This is a genomic window from Streptomyces sp. NPDC001858 (assembly GCF_053594615.1).
In genome coordinates, this window is record NZ_JBSFEV010000006.1 from 115,543 (window position 1) to 132,701 (window position 17,159).

The 17,159-nt window shown below is 71.1% G+C and carries 15 protein-coding genes and 1 pseudogene; 7 read left to right on the plus strand and 9 right to left on the minus strand.

Going from position 1 to position 17,159, the window contains the following annotated elements; genetic code table 11:
* Window positions 1–441: 441 nt before the first annotated feature.
* Window positions 442–1,947 carry a sensor histidine kinase gene (locus ACWCPF_RS10895; RefSeq protein ID WP_451044664.1) on the minus strand — a complete coding sequence of 502 codons (1,506 nt, stop codon included), beginning with the start codon at window positions 1,945–1,947 and terminating at the stop codon, window positions 442–444.
* The gene (locus tag ACWCPF_RS10900) at window positions 1,944–2,636 is read right to left on the minus strand and encodes a response regulator transcription factor (RefSeq protein WP_451044665.1); all 693 of its coding nucleotides are present in this window, start codon (window positions 2,634–2,636) and stop codon (window positions 1,944–1,946) included. The genes ACWCPF_RS10895 and ACWCPF_RS10900 overlap by 4 nt, the downstream gene beginning before the upstream one ends.
* A gap of 152 nt (window positions 2,637–2,788) precedes the next feature.
* Here ACWCPF_RS10900 and ACWCPF_RS10905 point away from each other — a divergent pair, with 152 nt between their 5' ends.
* The 3 genes from ACWCPF_RS10905 to ACWCPF_RS10915 are packed head-to-tail and all read left to right on the plus strand — an operon-like array spanning window position 2,789 to window position 5,592.
* Window positions 2,789–4,126 (plus strand): ferredoxin reductase family protein, encoded by a 1,338-nt coding sequence (locus tag ACWCPF_RS10905; RefSeq protein WP_451044666.1) that lies wholly within the window; start codon window positions 2,789–2,791, stop codon window positions 4,124–4,126.
* A 10-nt stretch (window positions 4,127–4,136) separates the two neighbouring features.
* Complete coding sequence (locus ACWCPF_RS10910) at window positions 4,137–4,850, plus strand: FMN-binding protein (RefSeq protein ID WP_451044667.1); 714 nt, start codon at window positions 4,137–4,139, stop codon at window positions 4,848–4,850.
* Between the two features lies 1 nt (window position 4,851).
* Window positions 4,852–5,592 (plus strand): FAD:protein FMN transferase, encoded by a 741-nt coding sequence (locus ACWCPF_RS10915; protein WP_451044668.1) that lies wholly within the window; start codon window positions 4,852–4,854, stop codon window positions 5,590–5,592.
* A gap of 185 nt (window positions 5,593–5,777) precedes the next feature.
* Here ACWCPF_RS10915 and ACWCPF_RS10920 read toward each other — a convergent pair whose 3' ends face one another.
* Entirely contained in the window at window positions 5,778–7,940 is a 2,163-nt protein-coding gene (locus ACWCPF_RS10920; protein ID WP_451044669.1) for an ArnT family glycosyltransferase, read from the minus strand.
* Entirely contained in the window at window positions 7,937–8,794 is an 858-nt protein-coding gene (locus tag ACWCPF_RS10925; RefSeq protein WP_451044670.1) for a dolichyl-phosphate beta-glucosyltransferase, read from the minus strand. The genes ACWCPF_RS10920 and ACWCPF_RS10925 overlap by 4 nt, the downstream gene beginning before the upstream one ends.
* Window positions 8,795–9,008: 214 nt before the next feature.
* On the opposite strand from ACWCPF_RS10925, the gene ACWCPF_RS10930 reads away from it, so the two are divergent.
* The 4 genes from ACWCPF_RS10930 to ACWCPF_RS10945 are packed head-to-tail and all read left to right on the plus strand — an operon-like array spanning window position 9,009 to window position 12,073.
* Window positions 9,009–10,163, plus strand: a complete 1,155-nt coding sequence (locus ACWCPF_RS10930; RefSeq protein ID WP_451044671.1) for an ABC transporter ATP-binding protein — start codon at window positions 9,009–9,011, stop codon at window positions 10,161–10,163.
* On the plus strand, window positions 10,160–10,933 hold the full coding sequence (locus ACWCPF_RS10935) for an ABC transporter permease (RefSeq protein ID WP_451044672.1): 774 nt from the start codon (window positions 10,160–10,162) through the stop codon (window positions 10,931–10,933). The genes ACWCPF_RS10930 and ACWCPF_RS10935 overlap by 4 nt, the downstream gene beginning before the upstream one ends.
* Window positions 10,930–11,598: an ABC transporter permease gene (locus tag ACWCPF_RS10940; protein ID WP_451044673.1), complete on the plus strand. Its 669-nt coding sequence runs from the start codon at window positions 10,930–10,932 to the stop codon at window positions 11,596–11,598. Before ACWCPF_RS10935 ends, ACWCPF_RS10940 begins: the two co-directional genes overlap by 4 nt.
* A gap of 46 nt (window positions 11,599–11,644) precedes the next feature.
* Window positions 11,645–12,073 (plus strand): hypothetical protein, encoded by a 429-nt coding sequence (locus tag ACWCPF_RS10945; RefSeq protein WP_451044674.1) that lies wholly within the window; start codon window positions 11,645–11,647, stop codon window positions 12,071–12,073.
* Here ACWCPF_RS10945 and ACWCPF_RS10950 read toward each other — a convergent pair.
* The 5 genes and pseudogenes from ACWCPF_RS10950 to ACWCPF_RS10970 all read right to left on the minus strand — a co-directional run.
* A pseudogene (locus ACWCPF_RS10950) lies at window positions 12,033–12,227 on the minus strand (RidA family protein); the annotation flags it as partial. The gene ACWCPF_RS10945 and the pseudogene ACWCPF_RS10950 sit on opposite strands and share 41 nt — an antisense overlap.
* Before the next feature lie 87 nt (window positions 12,228–12,314).
* Window positions 12,315–12,914 carry a GTP-binding protein gene (locus tag ACWCPF_RS10955; RefSeq protein WP_451044675.1) on the minus strand — a complete coding sequence of 200 codons (600 nt, stop codon included), beginning with the start codon at window positions 12,912–12,914 and terminating at the stop codon, window positions 12,315–12,317.
* Window positions 12,901–13,344, minus strand: coding sequence for a DUF742 domain-containing protein (locus ACWCPF_RS10960; RefSeq protein WP_451044676.1), 444 nt, complete (start codon window positions 13,342–13,344; stop codon window positions 12,901–12,903). The genes ACWCPF_RS10955 and ACWCPF_RS10960 overlap by 14 nt, the downstream gene beginning before the upstream one ends.
* Window positions 13,345–13,374: 30 nt before the next feature.
* Window positions 13,375–13,851: a roadblock/LC7 domain-containing protein gene (locus ACWCPF_RS10965; RefSeq protein ID WP_451044677.1), complete on the minus strand. Its 477-nt coding sequence runs from the start codon at window positions 13,849–13,851 to the stop codon at window positions 13,375–13,377.
* Entirely contained in the window at window positions 13,848–16,847 is a 3,000-nt protein-coding gene (locus tag ACWCPF_RS10970) for an ATP-binding protein (RefSeq protein ID WP_451044678.1), read from the minus strand. Before ACWCPF_RS10970 ends, ACWCPF_RS10965 begins: the two co-directional genes overlap by 4 nt.
* Window positions 16,848–17,159 lie beyond the last annotated feature (312 nt).

The window sequence follows — 17,159 nt, forward strand, 5'->3', positions numbered from 1 at the left end:
CGGTGGCGCGGTGGCGCGGTGGCGCGGTGGCGCGGTGGCGCGGTGGCGCGGTGGCGCGGTGGCGCGGTGGCGCGGTGGCGCGGTGGCGCGGTGGCCCGGTGGCTTGGCACCGGGGCGGCGAGTCGGCGGGCGGTGGGTCGGTTGGCTGCGGGGCGGTGGCGGTGGGCCGCTTGGGTGCCGGGCGGGTGGTGGTGTGCTGCCTGCCTGCGGGACGCCAGACGGTGGTCGCCCGGCGGTGCGTTGTCCGGCGGGGGTGGGCGGAGCGGACGTGCGCGCCGCTTGGCGATGAGATGGCAGGCGGCGGTTTGTTCGGTGGTGAAGCGACAGACCGTGGGCCGCCAGGTGGTGACGCGGCAGACTGTGGGCCGCTTGGCGGGGAGGTGTGTCGTCAGGTTGTCGGCGTTCGGTGGGGGTGGGCGGAGCGGAGGCGGGCCGCCGTCTTCAGTGCGTCGGCGTTGGTGTCGAGGTGTCGCCGGGTGTTGTCCGTTGAGCGCTTGGGCCCGTTCGTCGGTCAGCGGACGGGACCAGTGGCAGCGTCATGGTGAAGACCGTGGCCGCCGTCGTGGCGTCCAGCTCCAGCGAGCCGCCGTGTGCCCGCACCAGGGAGCGGGCGACCGACAGGCCGAGGCCGCTGCCGCCGCGGTCGCGGCTGCGGGCCTTGTCGACGCGGTAGAAGCGGTCGAAGACGCGGTCGCGGTCCTCGGGCGGTATGCCGGGACCGCGGTCGCAGACATGCACCCGGGCCGTGCCCGACGAGACGGTGACCTCGACCCGGACCGGGGTGCCGGCCGGCGTGTGCACGGCCGCGTTGGTCAGGAGGTTGTCCAGCACCTGGCGGATGCGGTGCGGGTCCATCCGAAGGAGTACAGCGGCCGGGGCCGGGGACACCGTCAGCGGATGGCCGGGATGGCTCGCGCGAAACGCGTCGGCGGCCTGCTCGACCAGCTCCACCAGGTCGGCGTTCTCCATGCGCAGCGGTGTTTCCACCTCGGCCGCGTCGAGCCGGGCCAGGAGCAGCAGATCGTCGAGGAGGACGCCCATCCGCGCGGCCTCGGCGCGCAGCCGGGCCAGGTGTTTGTCACGCTCCTCGGGGGCGTTGGCCGCCGCGTACTGGAAAAGATCCGCGTAACCGCGTACCGACATCAGCGGCGTGCGCAGCTCGTGCGAGGCGTCGGCGACGAAACGACGCAGCCGCTGCTCGGCCTGCGCGCGCACGGCGAGGGAGTCGTCGATGTGCTCCAGCATCGTGTTGAAGGCCGTGCGCAGCTCCTCCACCTCGGGGCCGCCGCCGGGCGCGTCCGCGCGCAGGTGCAGCCGGGACGCCGACTCGGTCAGGTCGTGCGAGGCGATGCCGTGCGCGGTGTGCGCCATGTCGCTCAGCGGTTTCAGACCGCGTTTCAGCATCCGTCGGCCGAACACCACGAGTGCCAGCAGGGCGAGGCCGAAGGCCACCACCTGCGTGGTGATCAGCCGGCGCACGGTGCCGTCGATGTTTCCCGTCGGCGCGGCGCTCACCAGCACCACGCCGGGCGAGACCTCGCAGGCGCGCAGCAGATAGTCGCCCTCGCCGTCGATCCGTACCGTCCGGGTGACCTCGCTGGTGGAGTTCTGCATGCGCTGGGCGAGGGCGGTCAGCGCGGTGGTGTCCGCGGGCACGTCGGCCGGCTTGCGCAGCACGGCGGAGCCCGCCGAGACGTCGTACACGGCGGTGTACCAGCCGTAGTACGGCTTGCGCTCCACGATGCCGTGCGCCTTGGCGTCCTTGGACTGCACCACCTGCACCAGCTTGATCTGGTCGCGCAGCTGATGGTCGAGATAGTCGCGCATGTACATCGTCAGCGTGGCGCCGACCACGGCGAACACGACCAGCGACAGCGCGCCCAGACCGAGGGCGAGCCGCGTGCCCAGCCGCAGTCTGCGGTAGGCCTGCCAGAGGCGGCGGATCACTCGGCCGCCTGCCGCAGGACGTATCCGAAACCGCGAACCGTTTGGATCAGCGGGTCGTCGCCCGTCGCGTCGAGCTTGCGCCGCAACCGGCTGACGACCAGCTCGACGACGTTGGAACGGCCGCCGAAACCGTATTCCCACACGTGATCGAGGATCTGCGCCTTGGTCAGCACGGTCGGGGACTTGCGCATCAGATAGCGCAGCACCTCGTACTCGGTGGGCGTGAGCGTGAGGAGTTTTCCGTCGCGCCTGACCTCCCGGGTGTCCTCGTCCATGGTCAGATCCGCCACCCGCAGCACGGAACGCTGGAACGCGGGCCCCGAACTGCGTCGCAGCACGGTCCGCAGCCGGGCCATCAGCTCCTCCACCGCAAACGGTTTCACCAGATAGTCGTCCCCGCCGCGGGTCAGCCCCGCGACCCGGTCGGCGACCCCGTCGCGCGCCGTGAGGAACACCACCGGCACCATCGTTCCGGAGTGCCGCAGCCGGTCGAGCACGCCGAAGCCGTCGATGTCGGGCAGCATCAGGTCGAGCACCACGATGTCGGGATGGAAGTCGGCGGCGCGGCGCAGCGCCTCCTCACCCGAGTTCGCGGTGATAGCGTCCCAGCCCTCGTAGCGGGCGACCGTCGCCACGAGATCGGCGATCGGCGGGTCGTCGTCCACGACGAGGAGTCGTACTTTTTCCACCCGCCCATAGTGCGCCACCCACCCGGAAGCGCCAGACCCGCGTCTCGTGCGCGCACGGATCGATAAGATCTTGAAAGTTGTACGACAGGAAAACGACAGCAAAGCACGGAGAAGCTCTCTGTTATGAGGACCCGATCTAGGAGTTTCCGTCCGTGACGACCGTCCAATCGCCTCCCGTCCCCCCCACGGCGATACGTCCCAAAGTAGTGGCCCGCACGGGTCTGTACGCCGTGCTGGCCGCGAACGCGGCCGTCGTGACCCTCTTCGCAGTCCAGGCGGGCTTCGCCTCCAACACGCTCGTCGTGATCGGCAGATTCGCCGGTCTGTACGCCGCCCTGCTGATGGCGTTCCAGCTGTTGCTGGTGGCCCGGCTGCCCTGGCTGGACCGCCGCATCGGCATGGACCGGCTGACCAACTGGCACCGCTGGACCGGCTTCGGTCTGCTGTGGACGCTGGTCGGCCACGTGGTGTTCATCACCTTCGGCTACGCCGAGTCCTCGTCGATGAATCCGGTGAGCCAGCTCGTCGACCTCGCCGAGACCGTCGAGGGCGTGCTGCGCGCCGCCGTCGCGATGGTGCTGATCCTGGTCATCGGCGGCGTCTCCGCCCGCTGGGCCCGCCGTCGCCTCGCCTATGAGACCTGGCACTTCATCCACCTGTACACGTATGTCGCGGTGGTGCTGGCCTTCACCCACCAGGTCGCGGTCGGCACGACCTTCACCGCTTCCTCTGTCGCAACCGCTTACTGGTACGGGGTGTGGGGCGTCGCCCTCGGCTCGGTGGTCCTGGGCCGGTTCGTCCTGCCGCTCTGGCGCAACTGGCGCCACCAGCTGCGCGTCGAGGCGGTCGTACCGGAGGCGGACAACGTCGTATCCGTTTACATCACCGGTCGGGACCTGGACCGGCTGCCCGCCCGGGCCGGCCAGTTCTTCCTCTGGCGGTTCCTGACCAAGGACCGCTGGTGGCAGGCGAACCCCTTCTCCCTGTCGGCCGCGCCCGACGGCACCCGGCTGCGGCTGACCGCGAAGGCGGCCGGCGACGGCTCCGCGGGCCTGCGCCACCTCAAGCCCGGCACCCGCGTCTTCGCCGAGGGCCCCTACGGCGCCTTCACCGCGATGCACCGCACCCGACCGGAGGCCCTGCTCATCGCCGGCGGCGTCGGCGTGACCCCGATCCGGGCGCTCCTGGAGGAGATCCACGGGCACGCGATCGTCATCTACCGGGTGGCGGGCGAGCGCGACGCCGTCCTCTACGACGAGCTGCGCGACCTCGCGCTCGCCAAGGGCGCCGAACTGCACCTGGTCACCGGACCGCCGGTGCCCGACCGGCTGGCGCCGCGCGAACTCGTCGCGCTGGTGCCGGACATCGCGGAGCGGGACGTCTTCCTGTGCGGTCCGCCGCCGATGATGAACGCGGTCCTGGGCACCCTGCGCGAGCTCGACGTGCCCAAGCCGCAGATCCACTTCGAGCGCTTCAGCCTGGCGGGATGAGAGAGACGACGTGAAGCGAGCAATACCTGTCCTGGTCCTCTCCGTGGCCGGCCTGATCCCGATCTGGCGCTACGAGCCGTCGACCGGGACGACGTCCACCAGCGAGGCCGCCTCGACGCCCTCCGTGTCCTCCTCCGCCCCGGCCTCGGGATCGACCACCTTCACCGGTACGACCGTGACCACGGAGAAGGGCGACGTCCAGGTCCAGTTGACCTACGACGGCGACAAGATCACGGCTGTGAAGATGCTCAAGCAGCCGAATCATCCGCAGACGACGGCCGCGGTGCCGAAACTGGTTGCGGAAACGCTTACGGCGCAGAGCGCGGACATCGACACCGTTTCCGGCGCGACCATCACGAGCGACGGTTACCGGGAGTCCCTCCAGGCCGCCATCGACGCCCAGGCGGCAGCCGCCTCGGCGTCCCCTTCGGCTTCTGGTTCGGCTTCTGCCTCCGCTGCGGCCTCGCAGACCGTGGCGGGCTCGACCGTGAACACCGAGAAGGGCGACGTCCAGGTTCAGGTCACCTTCGAGGGCGACAAGATCACGGCTGTGGACATGCTGAAGCAGCCGAATCATCCGCAGACGACGGCCGCGGTGCCGAAGCTGATTGCGGAAACGCTTACCGCGCAGAGTGCGGACATCGACACGGTTTCCGGTGCGACGATCACGAGCGACGGTTACCGGGAGTCCCTCCAGGCCGCCATCGATGCGAAGGGCGCCTGACATGCACCGCGTCGAACACGTCATGGGGTTTCCGGTCTCGCTGCGGGTCGACGACACCGTCGTCCGCGACGAGACCGGGGACGCCGTGTTCGCCTGGCTGCGCGAGGTCGACGCACGGTTCAGCCCGTTCAAGGCCGACAGCGAGGTGTCCCGGTACGGCCGGGGCGAGCTGGCGGCGGACGAGCTGAGCGCCGACCTTGTGGAGGTCCTCGACATCTGCGAGCGCTATCGGGCGGCCACCGGCGGCGCCTTCGACGTCCGGCTGCCCGGGCGCGGCTTCGACCCCTGCGCGGTGGTCAAGGGCTGGTCCGTGCAGCGGGCGGCGGAGCTGCTGACCGGGGCCGGGATCGGCCGGTTCTGCCTCAACGCCGGCGGTGACGTGGTCGTCTCCGGCGGGCCCTGGCGGGTCGGCGTACGGCACCCCGAGCTCGCCGACAAGCTGTGCACCGTCCTCGATCTCACCGACGGGGCGGTCGCGACCTCCGCGCGCTACGAGCGCGGCGACCACATCCTCGACGGCCGCACCGGCCGCCCGGCCAGCGGCCTCGACAGCCTCACCGTCGTGGCCCCGACCCTGACCGAGGCCGACACCGTCGCCACGGCCGCGTTCGCCATGGGCGCGGAGGGCGTCGAGTGGGCGGCGGAGCAGGACGGCTGCGAGGTGTACGCCGTACTGCCCGGCGGGCGCGTGCTGCGCACCGGGGGTTTCCCGACGGCGGCGGCAGCAGCGGCGGTGGCGTGAGCGTCGAGGCGGGTGTCCTGGGCGCGGCCCTATGGCTCCTCGACTGGGGCGCGACGCTCGTCGCCTGGACCTCGGGACGAGGTCAGTGACCGTCGCGGAAACGGGGGGAAGGGCGGGCCGCCGGTGAATCCGGCGGCCCGCCCTTCGCGTGGGTACGGACTGTCCACTGTGCCGCACGGGGTTTCTCAGCTGACGTCGGACGCGTCCAGGCGGTAGAGACCGCTGTAGTCGGACACGGCCGTGGCGTTCGCCTTGACCCAGGTCGAGATCTCGGTGTTCGAGGAGCCCTGGCCGCTGTCGCTGACGACGATGTAGTGCAGCTTGCCCGCCTTCACCAGGCTCTTGAGCTTGGCGAGCGTCATCGCGTTGTCGCTGCCGGACCAGCCGCCCATCGAGATGACCGGCTCACCGGACTCCAGGATGATCGAGGAGGCCGTCTGGTCCGTGGCCACCGCCACCAGCCAGAGGGCGCCGTCCTGGTTCTTCTTCAGGTACGTGATCATTGCGGACGACACCTGGGTCCCGCCGCCGCCCATGCCACCGCCGGTGCCGCCGCCAGTGCCGCTGTCGGTCGTGCCGGACTCCGTGGTACCGGAGTCGGTCGCACCGGACTCCGTCGAGCTGTCGCTGTTCGTCGAGCTGTCGCTGTTCGTCGAGTCGTTGCTGTTCGACGGCGGCTCGCCCGTCTCCTGGCCGTCGCCCGAACCGCTCTGCGCCGTACCGGAGTTGGTGCCCGGACCGTCGGCCGTGTCGCTGGGTCGCTGACCGCCGCCCCCGCCCATGCCGCCCCCGCCCATGCCGCCGCCGGTGCTCGGACCGGCCGTCGGGTTGGTGCCGTTGGTGCTGGAGGTGGCGGCCGAGGCCGAGTAGGCGGCCGGACCGGCGAGCAGCGCCACGACCGCCGCCAGCGCGGCGACGACTGTCAGCCGCCGGCGCTTCGTGAACCGGCCGACCAGCAGTCCGATCACCGAGGCGGCTCCCGCCGTACCGGTCACGACCTCGGCGACGGTGTACAGCGTTCCGGAGCCGGAGACCCGCTGGAGCAGGACGACCGCCCAGACCGAGCTCGCCGCGATCGCGGCCGGCAGCACCCAACTCCAGCGCGCCGCAGATCCGTTGCGGAAAGCGTTGTAGAGCATCACGCCGCCCGCGCCGGCCAGGGCCGCGATGCCGGGAGCCATGGCGGTGACGTAGTAGGGGTGGAAGGTGCCCTCGGCGAGCGCGAAGGTCAGATAGTGCAGGACGAACCAGCCGCCCCACAGCATCAGCGCGGCGCGCTTGGCGTCCGTACGGGGCGCCCGGCCGCGCAGGACGAGACCGGCCACGAGCGCGATCGCCGCGAAGGGGATCAGCCAGGAGATCTGGCCGCCCATGATCTCGTTCAACATCCGGTACAGGCCCGCGTCGCCGCCGAAGCTCGCGCCGTTGCCCTGCGAGCCCACCGAGGAACTCGCCCCGAAGATACGGCCGAAACCGTTGTAGCCGATGACCAGGTCCCAGACCGTGTTGTCGGTCGAACCGCCGATGTACGGCCGGGACGAGGCCGGGATCAGGTCGACGACCGCCATCCACCAGGCGCTGGAGACGACCAGCGCGACCGTGCCGACCGCCAGATTGCGGATCCGCCTGCCCAGCGAGCCGTGCGCGGCCCACAGGTACACCAGGAAGAAGGCAGGCAGCACCACGTACGCCTGCATCATCTTCGTGTTGAACGCGAAACCGATGGCGACGCCCGACCACACCAGCGGCATCAGCCGACCGGTGCGCACGGCTTTCAGCAGCGCGGCCGCGCCCAGCAGCATCAGGAAGACGAGGACCGGGTCCGGGTTGGTGTCCCGGGTGATGGCGACCGTGATGGGGGTGAGCGTCAACGCCAGCGCGGAGATCGTCCCCGCCACGGCGCCGAAGTCCCGCTTGACCAGCCGGTAGAGAAGCGCGACGGAACCGGTTCCCACGGCGACCATCGGCAGCATCAGCTGCCAGGTGCCGTATCCGAGGACGCGGGCGGACAGCCCCATCACCCACAGGGCGAACGGCGGTTTGTCGACCGTGATGAAACTGCCGGCGTCCAGGGCTCCGAAGAAGAACGCCTTCCAGCTCTTGGTGCCGCTGTAGACGGCGGCGTCGTAGAAAGTGTTACCGGTGATCGAGGAGAGGTTCCAGGCGTAGAGGGCCGTGGCCAGGACGAGGATCGCCCAGAGGGCCGGGCGCGCCCAGCGGGGGTCGTCGGGGGCGCCGGTGAACAGGCGCCTGGCGCGGGCGGCGGGTCCGCCGTCGGCCGGCGGCGCCGCCCGGTGGCGGGGGCCGTCCTCCTGGACGGGTACGGGCGGCGGGGCGAGGGTCGTCATGACGCGTACTCCAGGTGGGTGGTCGCCCCGGTGGGCAGGACGGCGGGGGAGGCGGCGCGTGCGGCCGGCGCCTGGGGGATGGCGACGCGGCGGGGCACGGCGGGGATCCGGGTGCGGCCGGAGAGGGTGGAACGGAGCATCCGGCCCATGCCCTTGAGTTCGTCCACGGCCGTGCGGACGATGTCGACGCGGCTGTCGGGGTCGTCGGTCCAGTCGACCGGCACCTCGTGGACGCGGAGTCCGTTGCGCTGGGCCAGCACCAGCAGTTCGGTGTCGAAGAACCAGGCGGTGTCCTCGATGTGCGGGGCGAGCGCGCGGAAGACGTCGGCGCGGACGGCCTTGAAGCCGCACTGCGCGTCGGAGAAACGGGCGCCGAGGCCGGCCTTCAGCAGCAGGTTGTAGGAGCGGGACACGAACTCCCGCTTGGCGCCCCGGACCACGCTCGCCTGGCGGTGCAGCCGACTGCCGATGGCGAGGTCGCTGTGGTCGGACAACAGCGGAGCGACCAGGGGGAGGAAGGCCTCCAGACCCGTCGACAGGTCCACGTCCATGTACGCCACGACATCGGCGCTGGAGCGGTTCCACACATGTTTCAGGGCGCGGCCCCGGCCCTTCTGCTCCAGCCGCACGGCGTGCACGTGCGGGAGACGGAGGGTCAGATCGGTCGCTGCGTACCAGGTGCGGTCCGTGCTGGCGTTGTCCGCGATCGTGATGCGGAACGGGAACGGGAAGGACTCTTCGAGGTATGCGTGGAGACGGCCGATGCTGCCGGCGAGGACATGCGCCTCGTTGTACACCGGCACCACGATCTCGACCGAGCGCTGCCGGACGCCTCCCGCGTTCGTTTCGTTCATGGCCATGACGATCGGGGCGGTGTCTGGGGGATCCCTGAGCCGGTCCTGAGGGAAGAGTGAGAATCAGCGGACTCACAGGTTGCGCACAGAACGGATCGAGGGATCGGCGGCGGGATGTTGATCTGGTAACCGGTTTAGACTCTCCCCGCAACGGCCCGAACTCGCGTGGTCGAGCGCGGGCAGAACTTGCCACACCCGAAGGGTATTCGGCGTTTTGATACGGATAGATTCAGTCACCAAGCGATACCCGGACGGCACGGTGGCGGTCGACCGGCTCTCTCTCGACATACCGGACCGTGCGATCACCGTCCTGGTCGGCCCCTCGGGCTGCGGCAAGACGACCACCCTGCGGATGATCAACCGGATGGTGGAGCCCAGCGAGGGCACGATCCTCATCGACGGCGTCGACAGCCGTCAGCAACCGGTCAACACGCTGCGCCGGTCGATGGGTTACGTCATCCAGAACGCCGGACTCTTCCAGCACCGCACGATCGTCGACAACATCGCCACCGTGCCCCGGCTGCTCGGCTGGAGCAAGGACAAGGCCCGCGAGAGGGCCCGTGAGCTGATGGAACGGGTGGGGCTCGACGCCTCGTTCGCCAAGCGCTACCCCTATCAGCTCTCCGGCGGTCAGCAGCAGCGCGTCGGCGTGGCCCGCGCGCTCGCCGCCGATCCGCCGGTGCTGCTGATGGACGAGCCGTTCTCCGCCGTCGACCCCGTCGTCCGCAAGGGCCTGCAGGAGGAACTCCTGCGCATCCAGTCGGAGTTGGGCAAGACGATCGTCTTCGTCACGCACGACATCGACGAGGCCGTCAAGCTCGGCACCATGGTCGCCGTACTGCGCACCGGCGGCCGGCTCGCGCAGTTCGCGCCGCCCGCCGAGCTGCTGTCCGACCCCGCCGACGCGTTCGTCGAGGACTTCCTCGGCGCCGACCGGGGCATCCGACGCCTGTCCTTCTTCTCCTCGGCCGGCCTGGAACTGCTCACCGCGCCGATCGTCGCGATCGACGCCACCGCCGAGCAGATCGCCGCTCGCGGTGCGGAAGAAACCCCTTACCTCCTTGTTACCGGCCTGGACGGCCGTCCGCTCGGCTGGAGCGAGCCCGGTGAGCTCACGGCCGGACGGGTCGACGTCGACCGACTGCTGCCGTACGGGCGGCCGTTCGTCGCCGGGCAGGACTCGCTGCGGGCCGCCCTCGACTGCGCCGTGCTGTCGCCCACCGGCTGGGCGGTGGCCGTGGACGCCGAGGGACGGGCCGCCGGAGTCGTCTCGCAGGCGGCCATCGGCGAGGCCATCCGGGGCGCCCACGCGGCAGGCCGTGAGGAACAGCAGGCCGGCGGGAAGACCGCCCAGAAGGTCGCCCGGTGAACCGCTTCTTCGACATCCCCAGCGACCTCCAGCACGACTGGCTCGGTCTGGTCGGGCTGCATCTGCGCGAGGCCCTGCTGCCGGTGCTCGGCGGGCTGCTGCTCGCGCTCCCGCTGGCCCAGCTGTGCGTGCGGCTGCGCTGGCTGTATCCGCCCGTGCTCTGGGTGACGACCGTGCTCTACGCCATCCCGTCCCTGGCCTTCTTCGTCGTCCTCATCGACTACACCGGCCAGACCGAACTGACGGTGATGATCCCGCTCACGATCTACACCCTGGTCGTGCTGGTCCCGGCGATCGTCGACGGCGTCCGCTCGGTGCCGCAGGAGACCCTGGCCGCCGCGACCGCCATGGGCTTCGGTCCCGTACGCCGTTACCTCCAGGTCCAGTTGCCGATCGCGGTGCCCGCCATCATCGCCGGTCTGCGGGTGGCCACCGTGTCCAGCATCAGCCTCGTCAGCGTCGGCATGCTCATCGGCAACCAGGGCGCGCTCGGCAACCTGCTGCACGACGCGCAGATCTACAACCGGCCGGAACTCGCCTGGAACTCCGTGATCACCAGCGCCGCTCTGGCGGTCCTGGCGGACGCCGCGCTGGTCGGCCTCCGCATCCTGCTCACCCCCTGGATGCCGAGCGGAACGGGCGGCAAGAGCGGCAACGGCGGCAAGAGCGGCAAGGACGGAAAACGTGGAGCGGGCGGCGGAAAGTCCAAGCCCGCCGGGGGCCGGCGGCCCGATCCGGCCGTGCCCGCCCTGGAGGACGCAGCCCGGTGAACGTACTCAATTTCGTAAACGCTTTCTTCAATGACAGCGCGCACTGGCAGGGTTACGACGGAATCCCCACCCGACTGTGGGAACACGTGCAGTACTCCTTGGAGGCGCTCGCCCTCGCGGCGATGATCGGACTGCCGATCGGCCTGGTCACCGGTCACTACGGGCGGGGCGGAAACGTCCTCTCCCTCGTCGCCACCGCGGGCAGGGCGCTGCCCACCTTCGGTCTGCTCGTCGTCACGACCATCGTGCTCGGGTTCGGCATGCTGCCCGTGATGATCCCGCTGGTCGTCCTCGCCGTCCCGCCGATCCTGGTCACCACCTACGAGGCGATGCGCTCCGTCGATCCCTCCCCGGTGGACGCCGCTCGCGGCATGGGCATGCGCGAGTCCGACATCCTGCTGCGCGTCGAACTGCCCGTCGCGCTCCCGATCGTCCTCGGCGGGCTGCGCTCGGCGGCCATCCAGATCGTCTCCACGGCCACCATCGCCGCGTACGTCAGCCTCGGCGGCCTCGGCCGCTACATCGTCGACGGCCTCTACCAGCACGACTACGAGAAGGTCGTGGGCGGCGCCACCCTGGTCGCCGGCCTGGCCCTCGCCACGCTCGCGCTGTTCTGGGCGGCGACGAAGCTGACGGTGTCGCCGGGGGTGCGCAGGAGCAACTGAGCCCGCACCAGGGGGCATTCGCCGTGTCGTCGGCTACTCTGCCGACGTGGCCGACGAGGAGGACAGCGGGAACCGCCCGGCGCCGCACCGTCCGAGGGACGTGGTGGTGTCCACCGTCGAGATGGAACTCGTCGGCCTCGCGTTCGCCGGGGTCGTCACCCTGGTCATGTGGCTGTTCGGCCGGCTGCCCGACCCCGGTCTCGTCTTTCTGATGGCGGCCGGGTTCGCCGTCCAGCCCGCGGCGGACGCCTACCGCGCGGGGCCCCGGCGTCGGCGCGCGGTCGTGGCCGCCCTCCTGGCGCTGGCCACGACGACCCTGCTGGGCGCCGCAGCGGTGAACTGGGCCTTTCCGGGGCTGGACGACGCCGGCATCGGCATCCTCGTCGGCAGTCTCGTCGCGGTACCCGTCGGCGCGGCCGTGCTGGCCCGGTCGCTCAACCGAGGGACGGCGACAGGGCCGGGCCCCGAGGCGTAGGCCGGACGGCGACCGCGTCGACCTCGAACAGCATCCCGGGCAGGGAGAGCGCGGCGACCCCGCTCAGGGTCTGGGCCGGCAACCGGTTACCGAAACAGGAGTGCAGTGCCCTCCCGAGCGTCTCGATCTTGCCGGGGCCGTGGTCGACGATGAACGGACGACTCGGGTGCGGGGGAGGCCGTTGCCCCTCCGTACCCGAGTGGGTCCGAGCCGCACCTGAGCGCACCCCTGCGCCCGTTCCTCAGCCCTCCGAGCGGGCCAGCGCCTGTTCCAGCACGACGAGCAGGGCGTCCCGTACCGAGCCGCGCTCGCGGGCGTCGAAGACCAGGAGCGGGACGCCGTCCGACACGTCGAGGGCCCAGCGGACCTCGTCCAGCGTGTGCGCGACATGGCCGTCGAAAGCGTTTACCGCAACGGCGAACGGGATCTGCTTGTGCTCGAAGTAGTCGACGGCGGCGTAGCAGTCGTCGAGACGGCGGGTGTCGACGATGACGAGTCCGCCGATCGCGCCCTCCACGATGTCGTCCCACATGAAACCGAACCGCTCCTGTCCGGGGGTGCCGAACAGGTACAGCTTCAGGGTGGGGTCGATGGTGATGCAGCCGAAGTCCATCGCGACCGTGGTGGTGGTCTTGCGCGGGGTGTGGCTGAGGTCGTCCACCCCGGCCGCGACCTCGGTGATGGCCGCTTCGGTGGTCAGCGGCTCGATCTCGGAGATCGAGCCGACGGCGGTGGTCTTGCCCACGCCGAAGCCGCCCGCGACCACCAGTTTCACCGGCAGCGGCGGCCGTACGGCGGCCTGCCCGGCCGAGGTGCGGACCAGCGGTTCAGTCGGTGTCACGGAGTACCCCCCGGGAGTCGGGGATGGCCCGCAGGCCATCGATAACCCTGCGCAGAACGGATGCGTCGTGGGTGACGCCGGAGTCGGGCACGTGCACCGACAGCTGTCCCGCCGACCGCAGGTCCTCGGCGAGAACGCGCACCACGTTCAGGTGCAGCCGCAGCCTGGCCGCGATCTCCGCGATGGACTGCGGCACGCGGCAGGCGGCGACGATGTCGTGCTGTTCGAAGGAGAGCCGGCCGAGCGCGCCGAGCCCGTCGGCGGTGGCCACCAACTGGGTTTCCACGGGCATCGTCCGGCCGGACGACGCCTCGCCGGCGCCGCCCGCCACCCGGCCGGCGGTGACCAGGAACGGCCGGACCGCGGGCGCGGGGCCGACGGGGGCGACGCCGTCCTCGCCTGCCCCGCGCGGGGTACGGCCGTCCGCCATCGGAAATCGCTTTCTCTACGGTTGCACGCGTCAACGCGTACGCGTGGCGCCGACGCTGTTCTTGAGTTCCAGGACGACCTGTGGGTTGAGCGCGCTGCCGGCGCGGTTGGCGAACACCGTCATCTCGTAGGCGATGTTGCCCAGCTTGGCCTCCTTGTCGGTGACCACGCCGAGCACGGCGCCGCTGCCGATCGCGGAGACCAGCACATGACCGCCCTCCAGATCGATGATGACCTTGTTCAGTCCGCCCAGGCCGTAGTTGCCGGAGGCGCCGGCGGCCAGGCTGGTCATGCCGGAGACGATCGCGGCCAGCCGTTCGGAGTCGGCGTGCTCGCGCAGCTCCGACACGGCGATCAGCAGCCCGTCGGAGGACACCGCGATGGCGTCCACGACGCCTGCGGTCTCGATCGCGAAACGGTTGAGCAGCCAGGAAAAGTCCGCTGCGGCGGCCCGCAGATCGGTCGGCTGGGCGTCTCCGGCGGGAGTCTCACCTGTCGACGTGCTCACTGCTCGGCTCCTTCCGGAAGGTGGTTCTGGTGGTGCGTGGTGTCCCGGACGGTGATCGGATCGGTGATCAGGTCGGTCCGCTCGGACGACGATTCGGACGGCTGTGTCCGCTCCGTCCGCTCGGCCCGGTCGGGGTGCTCGTCGGGACGGTGGTCGCGCCGGCGGTCGTTCCGGCGAGCGAGGGGGCCTTCGGAGAGGCCGTCGGTGGGGCCGTCGGCGAGGCGCGGGTGTTCACCCGTGTCCCCAACGGTGTCGCGGTGCGCGCGGGCCACGGCGGCCTCGAACTCGTCCAGCGCACTGCGGACGGCGTCCGCGTCGGCGGGGCGGACAGCCTGCCGTGCCGCCTGCTGGGCGGCCGCGTCGGCGGTCGTCCGCAGCGTGGCGCCGCGGACGCGTCGACGGAGGGGACGGGGGCCGTCGCCGTCGGAGTCGCCGTCGAGCGGTGACGGCGCGGCGGAGGGCTCGGGGCGGTCGGCGCGGTCGGCGCCGTCTGCCGCGACCGGTTCCGACCTGCGGGTGGGGAGTCCGGGGCGGCCTGTCGGCTCGGGCGTACGGGTGGTCGCCTCGGGGCCTTCCTCCACGCGCGTGTGCGGCGTCGGTTCCGCCGTGCGGGGGGCCGGGATGCCTGGTCCGGCCGCGTGCGTACGGGCCTCGGACTTCGTCGTACGGGTCGAAGTGCCGGCCCCGGCCGCGGCGAAGTCCGTCGTGGCCGAGTGGGCCGTCGCGGAGTGGGCCGTAGCGGAGTGGATCGTGGCCGAGTCGGTCGTCGGGTCGTCGGCCGTGGCCGTCGGGATGAGGGAGGGCTCGGTCTCGTGGTCGGCGGGGGCCGGGTCGCGGCGGGGCACTCTGCGGGGGAGCGAGCTCGGGTCGTCCTCGCTGGTGGCCCAGGACGGGACCGAGGCGGAGGGGGAGGGGCCGGCCGCGGGCGCCGACGGGGCGGCGAGCGCGGCGGAGGCCGGGGAGGAGAGGGAGGACGGCGGGGCGAGGGGGGCGGGCTTGCCCGCCGGGCCGACCTCGCTCATCGTCAGGAGCAGGGTCGACGGGATGAGCACCTCGGCCGTCACACCGCCGCCCGGGGTGCGCGACAGCGTGACGTCGACGTCCCAGCGACGGGCGAGCGCGCCGACCACGAACAGGCCGAGCACCCTCGTCGGGACGAGGTCGAGACGTTCGCGGCGCACCAGACGCGCGTTCTCCTCGGCGAGGCGCTCGACGCTCATGCCCAGGCCGTGGTCGGAGACGGTGATCGACGCGCCCTCGGCGTCGGTGCCGACGACCACCTCGACGGGGCTGCCCTCGGGCGAGAACGCCACGGCGTTCTCGAGGAGTTCGGCGATCATCAGCGTCAGGTCGCCGATGATGTCGGGCTCCACCATGGTCTCGGTCGACGCCCGCAGCTGCACCCGCTGGAAGCCTTCGATCTGGCCCAGCGCGGCGCGTACGACGTTGGTGAGGGCGGTCGGACCGCCGTCCAGGACGGTCTCGCGGATGCCGGCCAGCAGCATCAGGCTGTCGGCGTTGCGACGCAGGCGGACCGCGATGTGGTCGATGGAGTAGAGGCGTTCGAGCAGCGCCGGGTCGGTCTCGCCGCGCTCCACCGCGTCGATCAACGCAAGCTGACGAGTCGTCAGATTGCTGACGCGGCGGCCGACGTTGCCGAACATCTCGGCGACGTTGCGCCGGCTGAGCACCTGGCGCTCCAGCAGCGCGGCCGCGGTGGTCTGCACGTTGTTGAAGGCCTCGGCGAGTTCGCCGATCTCGTCGTCCGCGGTGACCGGGAGTTCGCGCAGCTGCGGGGGGCCGGACTCCTCGGCGTCGTCGTCGGCGACCCGGGCCAGCTCGCGGCCGGCGACGTCCGCGACCTCCTGGGCGGCGCCGGTCAGTGCCAGCACCGGACGAATCACGGAGCGGCGGACCAGGATGGAGAGGGCGATCCAGAGCGCGAAGCCGATCAGAGTCAGGTTCAGCAGCACGCCCACGCGCCACTGGGCGCTGACCGAGGCGTCGTCGGCGCGGTCGGCGATCTCGTCGATGAGCGTGGTGGTGATCTGCAGCCGGGTGCCGGCCTGCGCGCTGTAGTCGGGGTAGGAGGCGATGGACGTCCGGAACGCTCTGCGGATGTCGGCCGTCGACTCGGCCTGCAAGGTGCTGGGGTCGACGGCCAGTTCGGCGAAGTGCCGGCTGATGGCGGCCTGCGCGGGGTTGTGCTCGATGTCGCCGAGCTTCTCGGCCTGCGCGGAGGTCGCGAACCGGGCGAACCGCTGGGCCTGGTAGGTGTACAGCTCGTACGAGCCGACCGCGCCGGTGAACTCGATGAGCGCGCTGCTGTCGCCGGTGCGGGCGGAGAACACGCCGGTCTCATAGGCGCCGTGGGCGGCGTCGGCGCGCAGCAGCGAGTCGAGCAGGTTGCCGGTGAAGGTGGCGGCCAGCGCGGAGTTGCGGTCCAGGCCCAGGCCGTCGATGAGGCCGTTGGCGGCGCCGGAGTACGCGGGGTCGATGTTGTCGGCGGGCAGATAGCCCTGCTCGACGGTGCCGCGCAGCCCGTTCAGGCCCTCGATCTCCCGCAGCGCCTGTGCCTCGGTGTCCGGCAGCCGGTCGCCGAAGGTACTGGCCACCTTCCTGACCTGGGCGTCCACGGCGACCTGCGCCTGGCGGTAGGCGTCGGTCGAGGGGGCGCCGCCGTCGAGCGACGCCTCGTACCGCACGGAGAGCAGGATGGCCTGCTGGTGTTCGTTCTGCAGTTGGGAGACGAGTCGGGCCACCTGGGTGCTGTCCCGCACCAGTCGTGCGGTGTCCTCCGCGCGGTTGGACTCCTGCACCAGGTCGACGATGAGATACGTCAGCAGCAGGGCGATCACCGCGAGCGGGATACCGACGAGTACGTTCAACTTGCGCTGGAAGGGCCACCGGTCGGCGAAACTTCGCAGACTCCGACGCACGGACGACGGCGCCGAGGGTGCCGACCGGGCGGGCGCGTCCACCTCTTTCGTGGACACCGGGCCTCCTTCAAAGGGGTGTTGCAGGCGTGCAAGGGGGTGTTGCATGCGTGCTGTTTCCTGCCTGTTTCCTGCATGCAAGTGTCCGAAACTCACTGACACCGGAGTGGCCCCCGTGCACAACCGTGGCCGACGCCGACTGCTGTGGCGGACGCCAACTCCGGCGACACTATCGCCTATTCGAACGGTCGAGCGCGTCGCCCTACGTCAAGAATCGATTACGAAGCGGCATACGAGGGCCTGGTGGGGGCCTTCGGAGGGGTACACAGGGGGTCTCCCGATCCGCACACAAGTGATCACGGATCGAGGCCA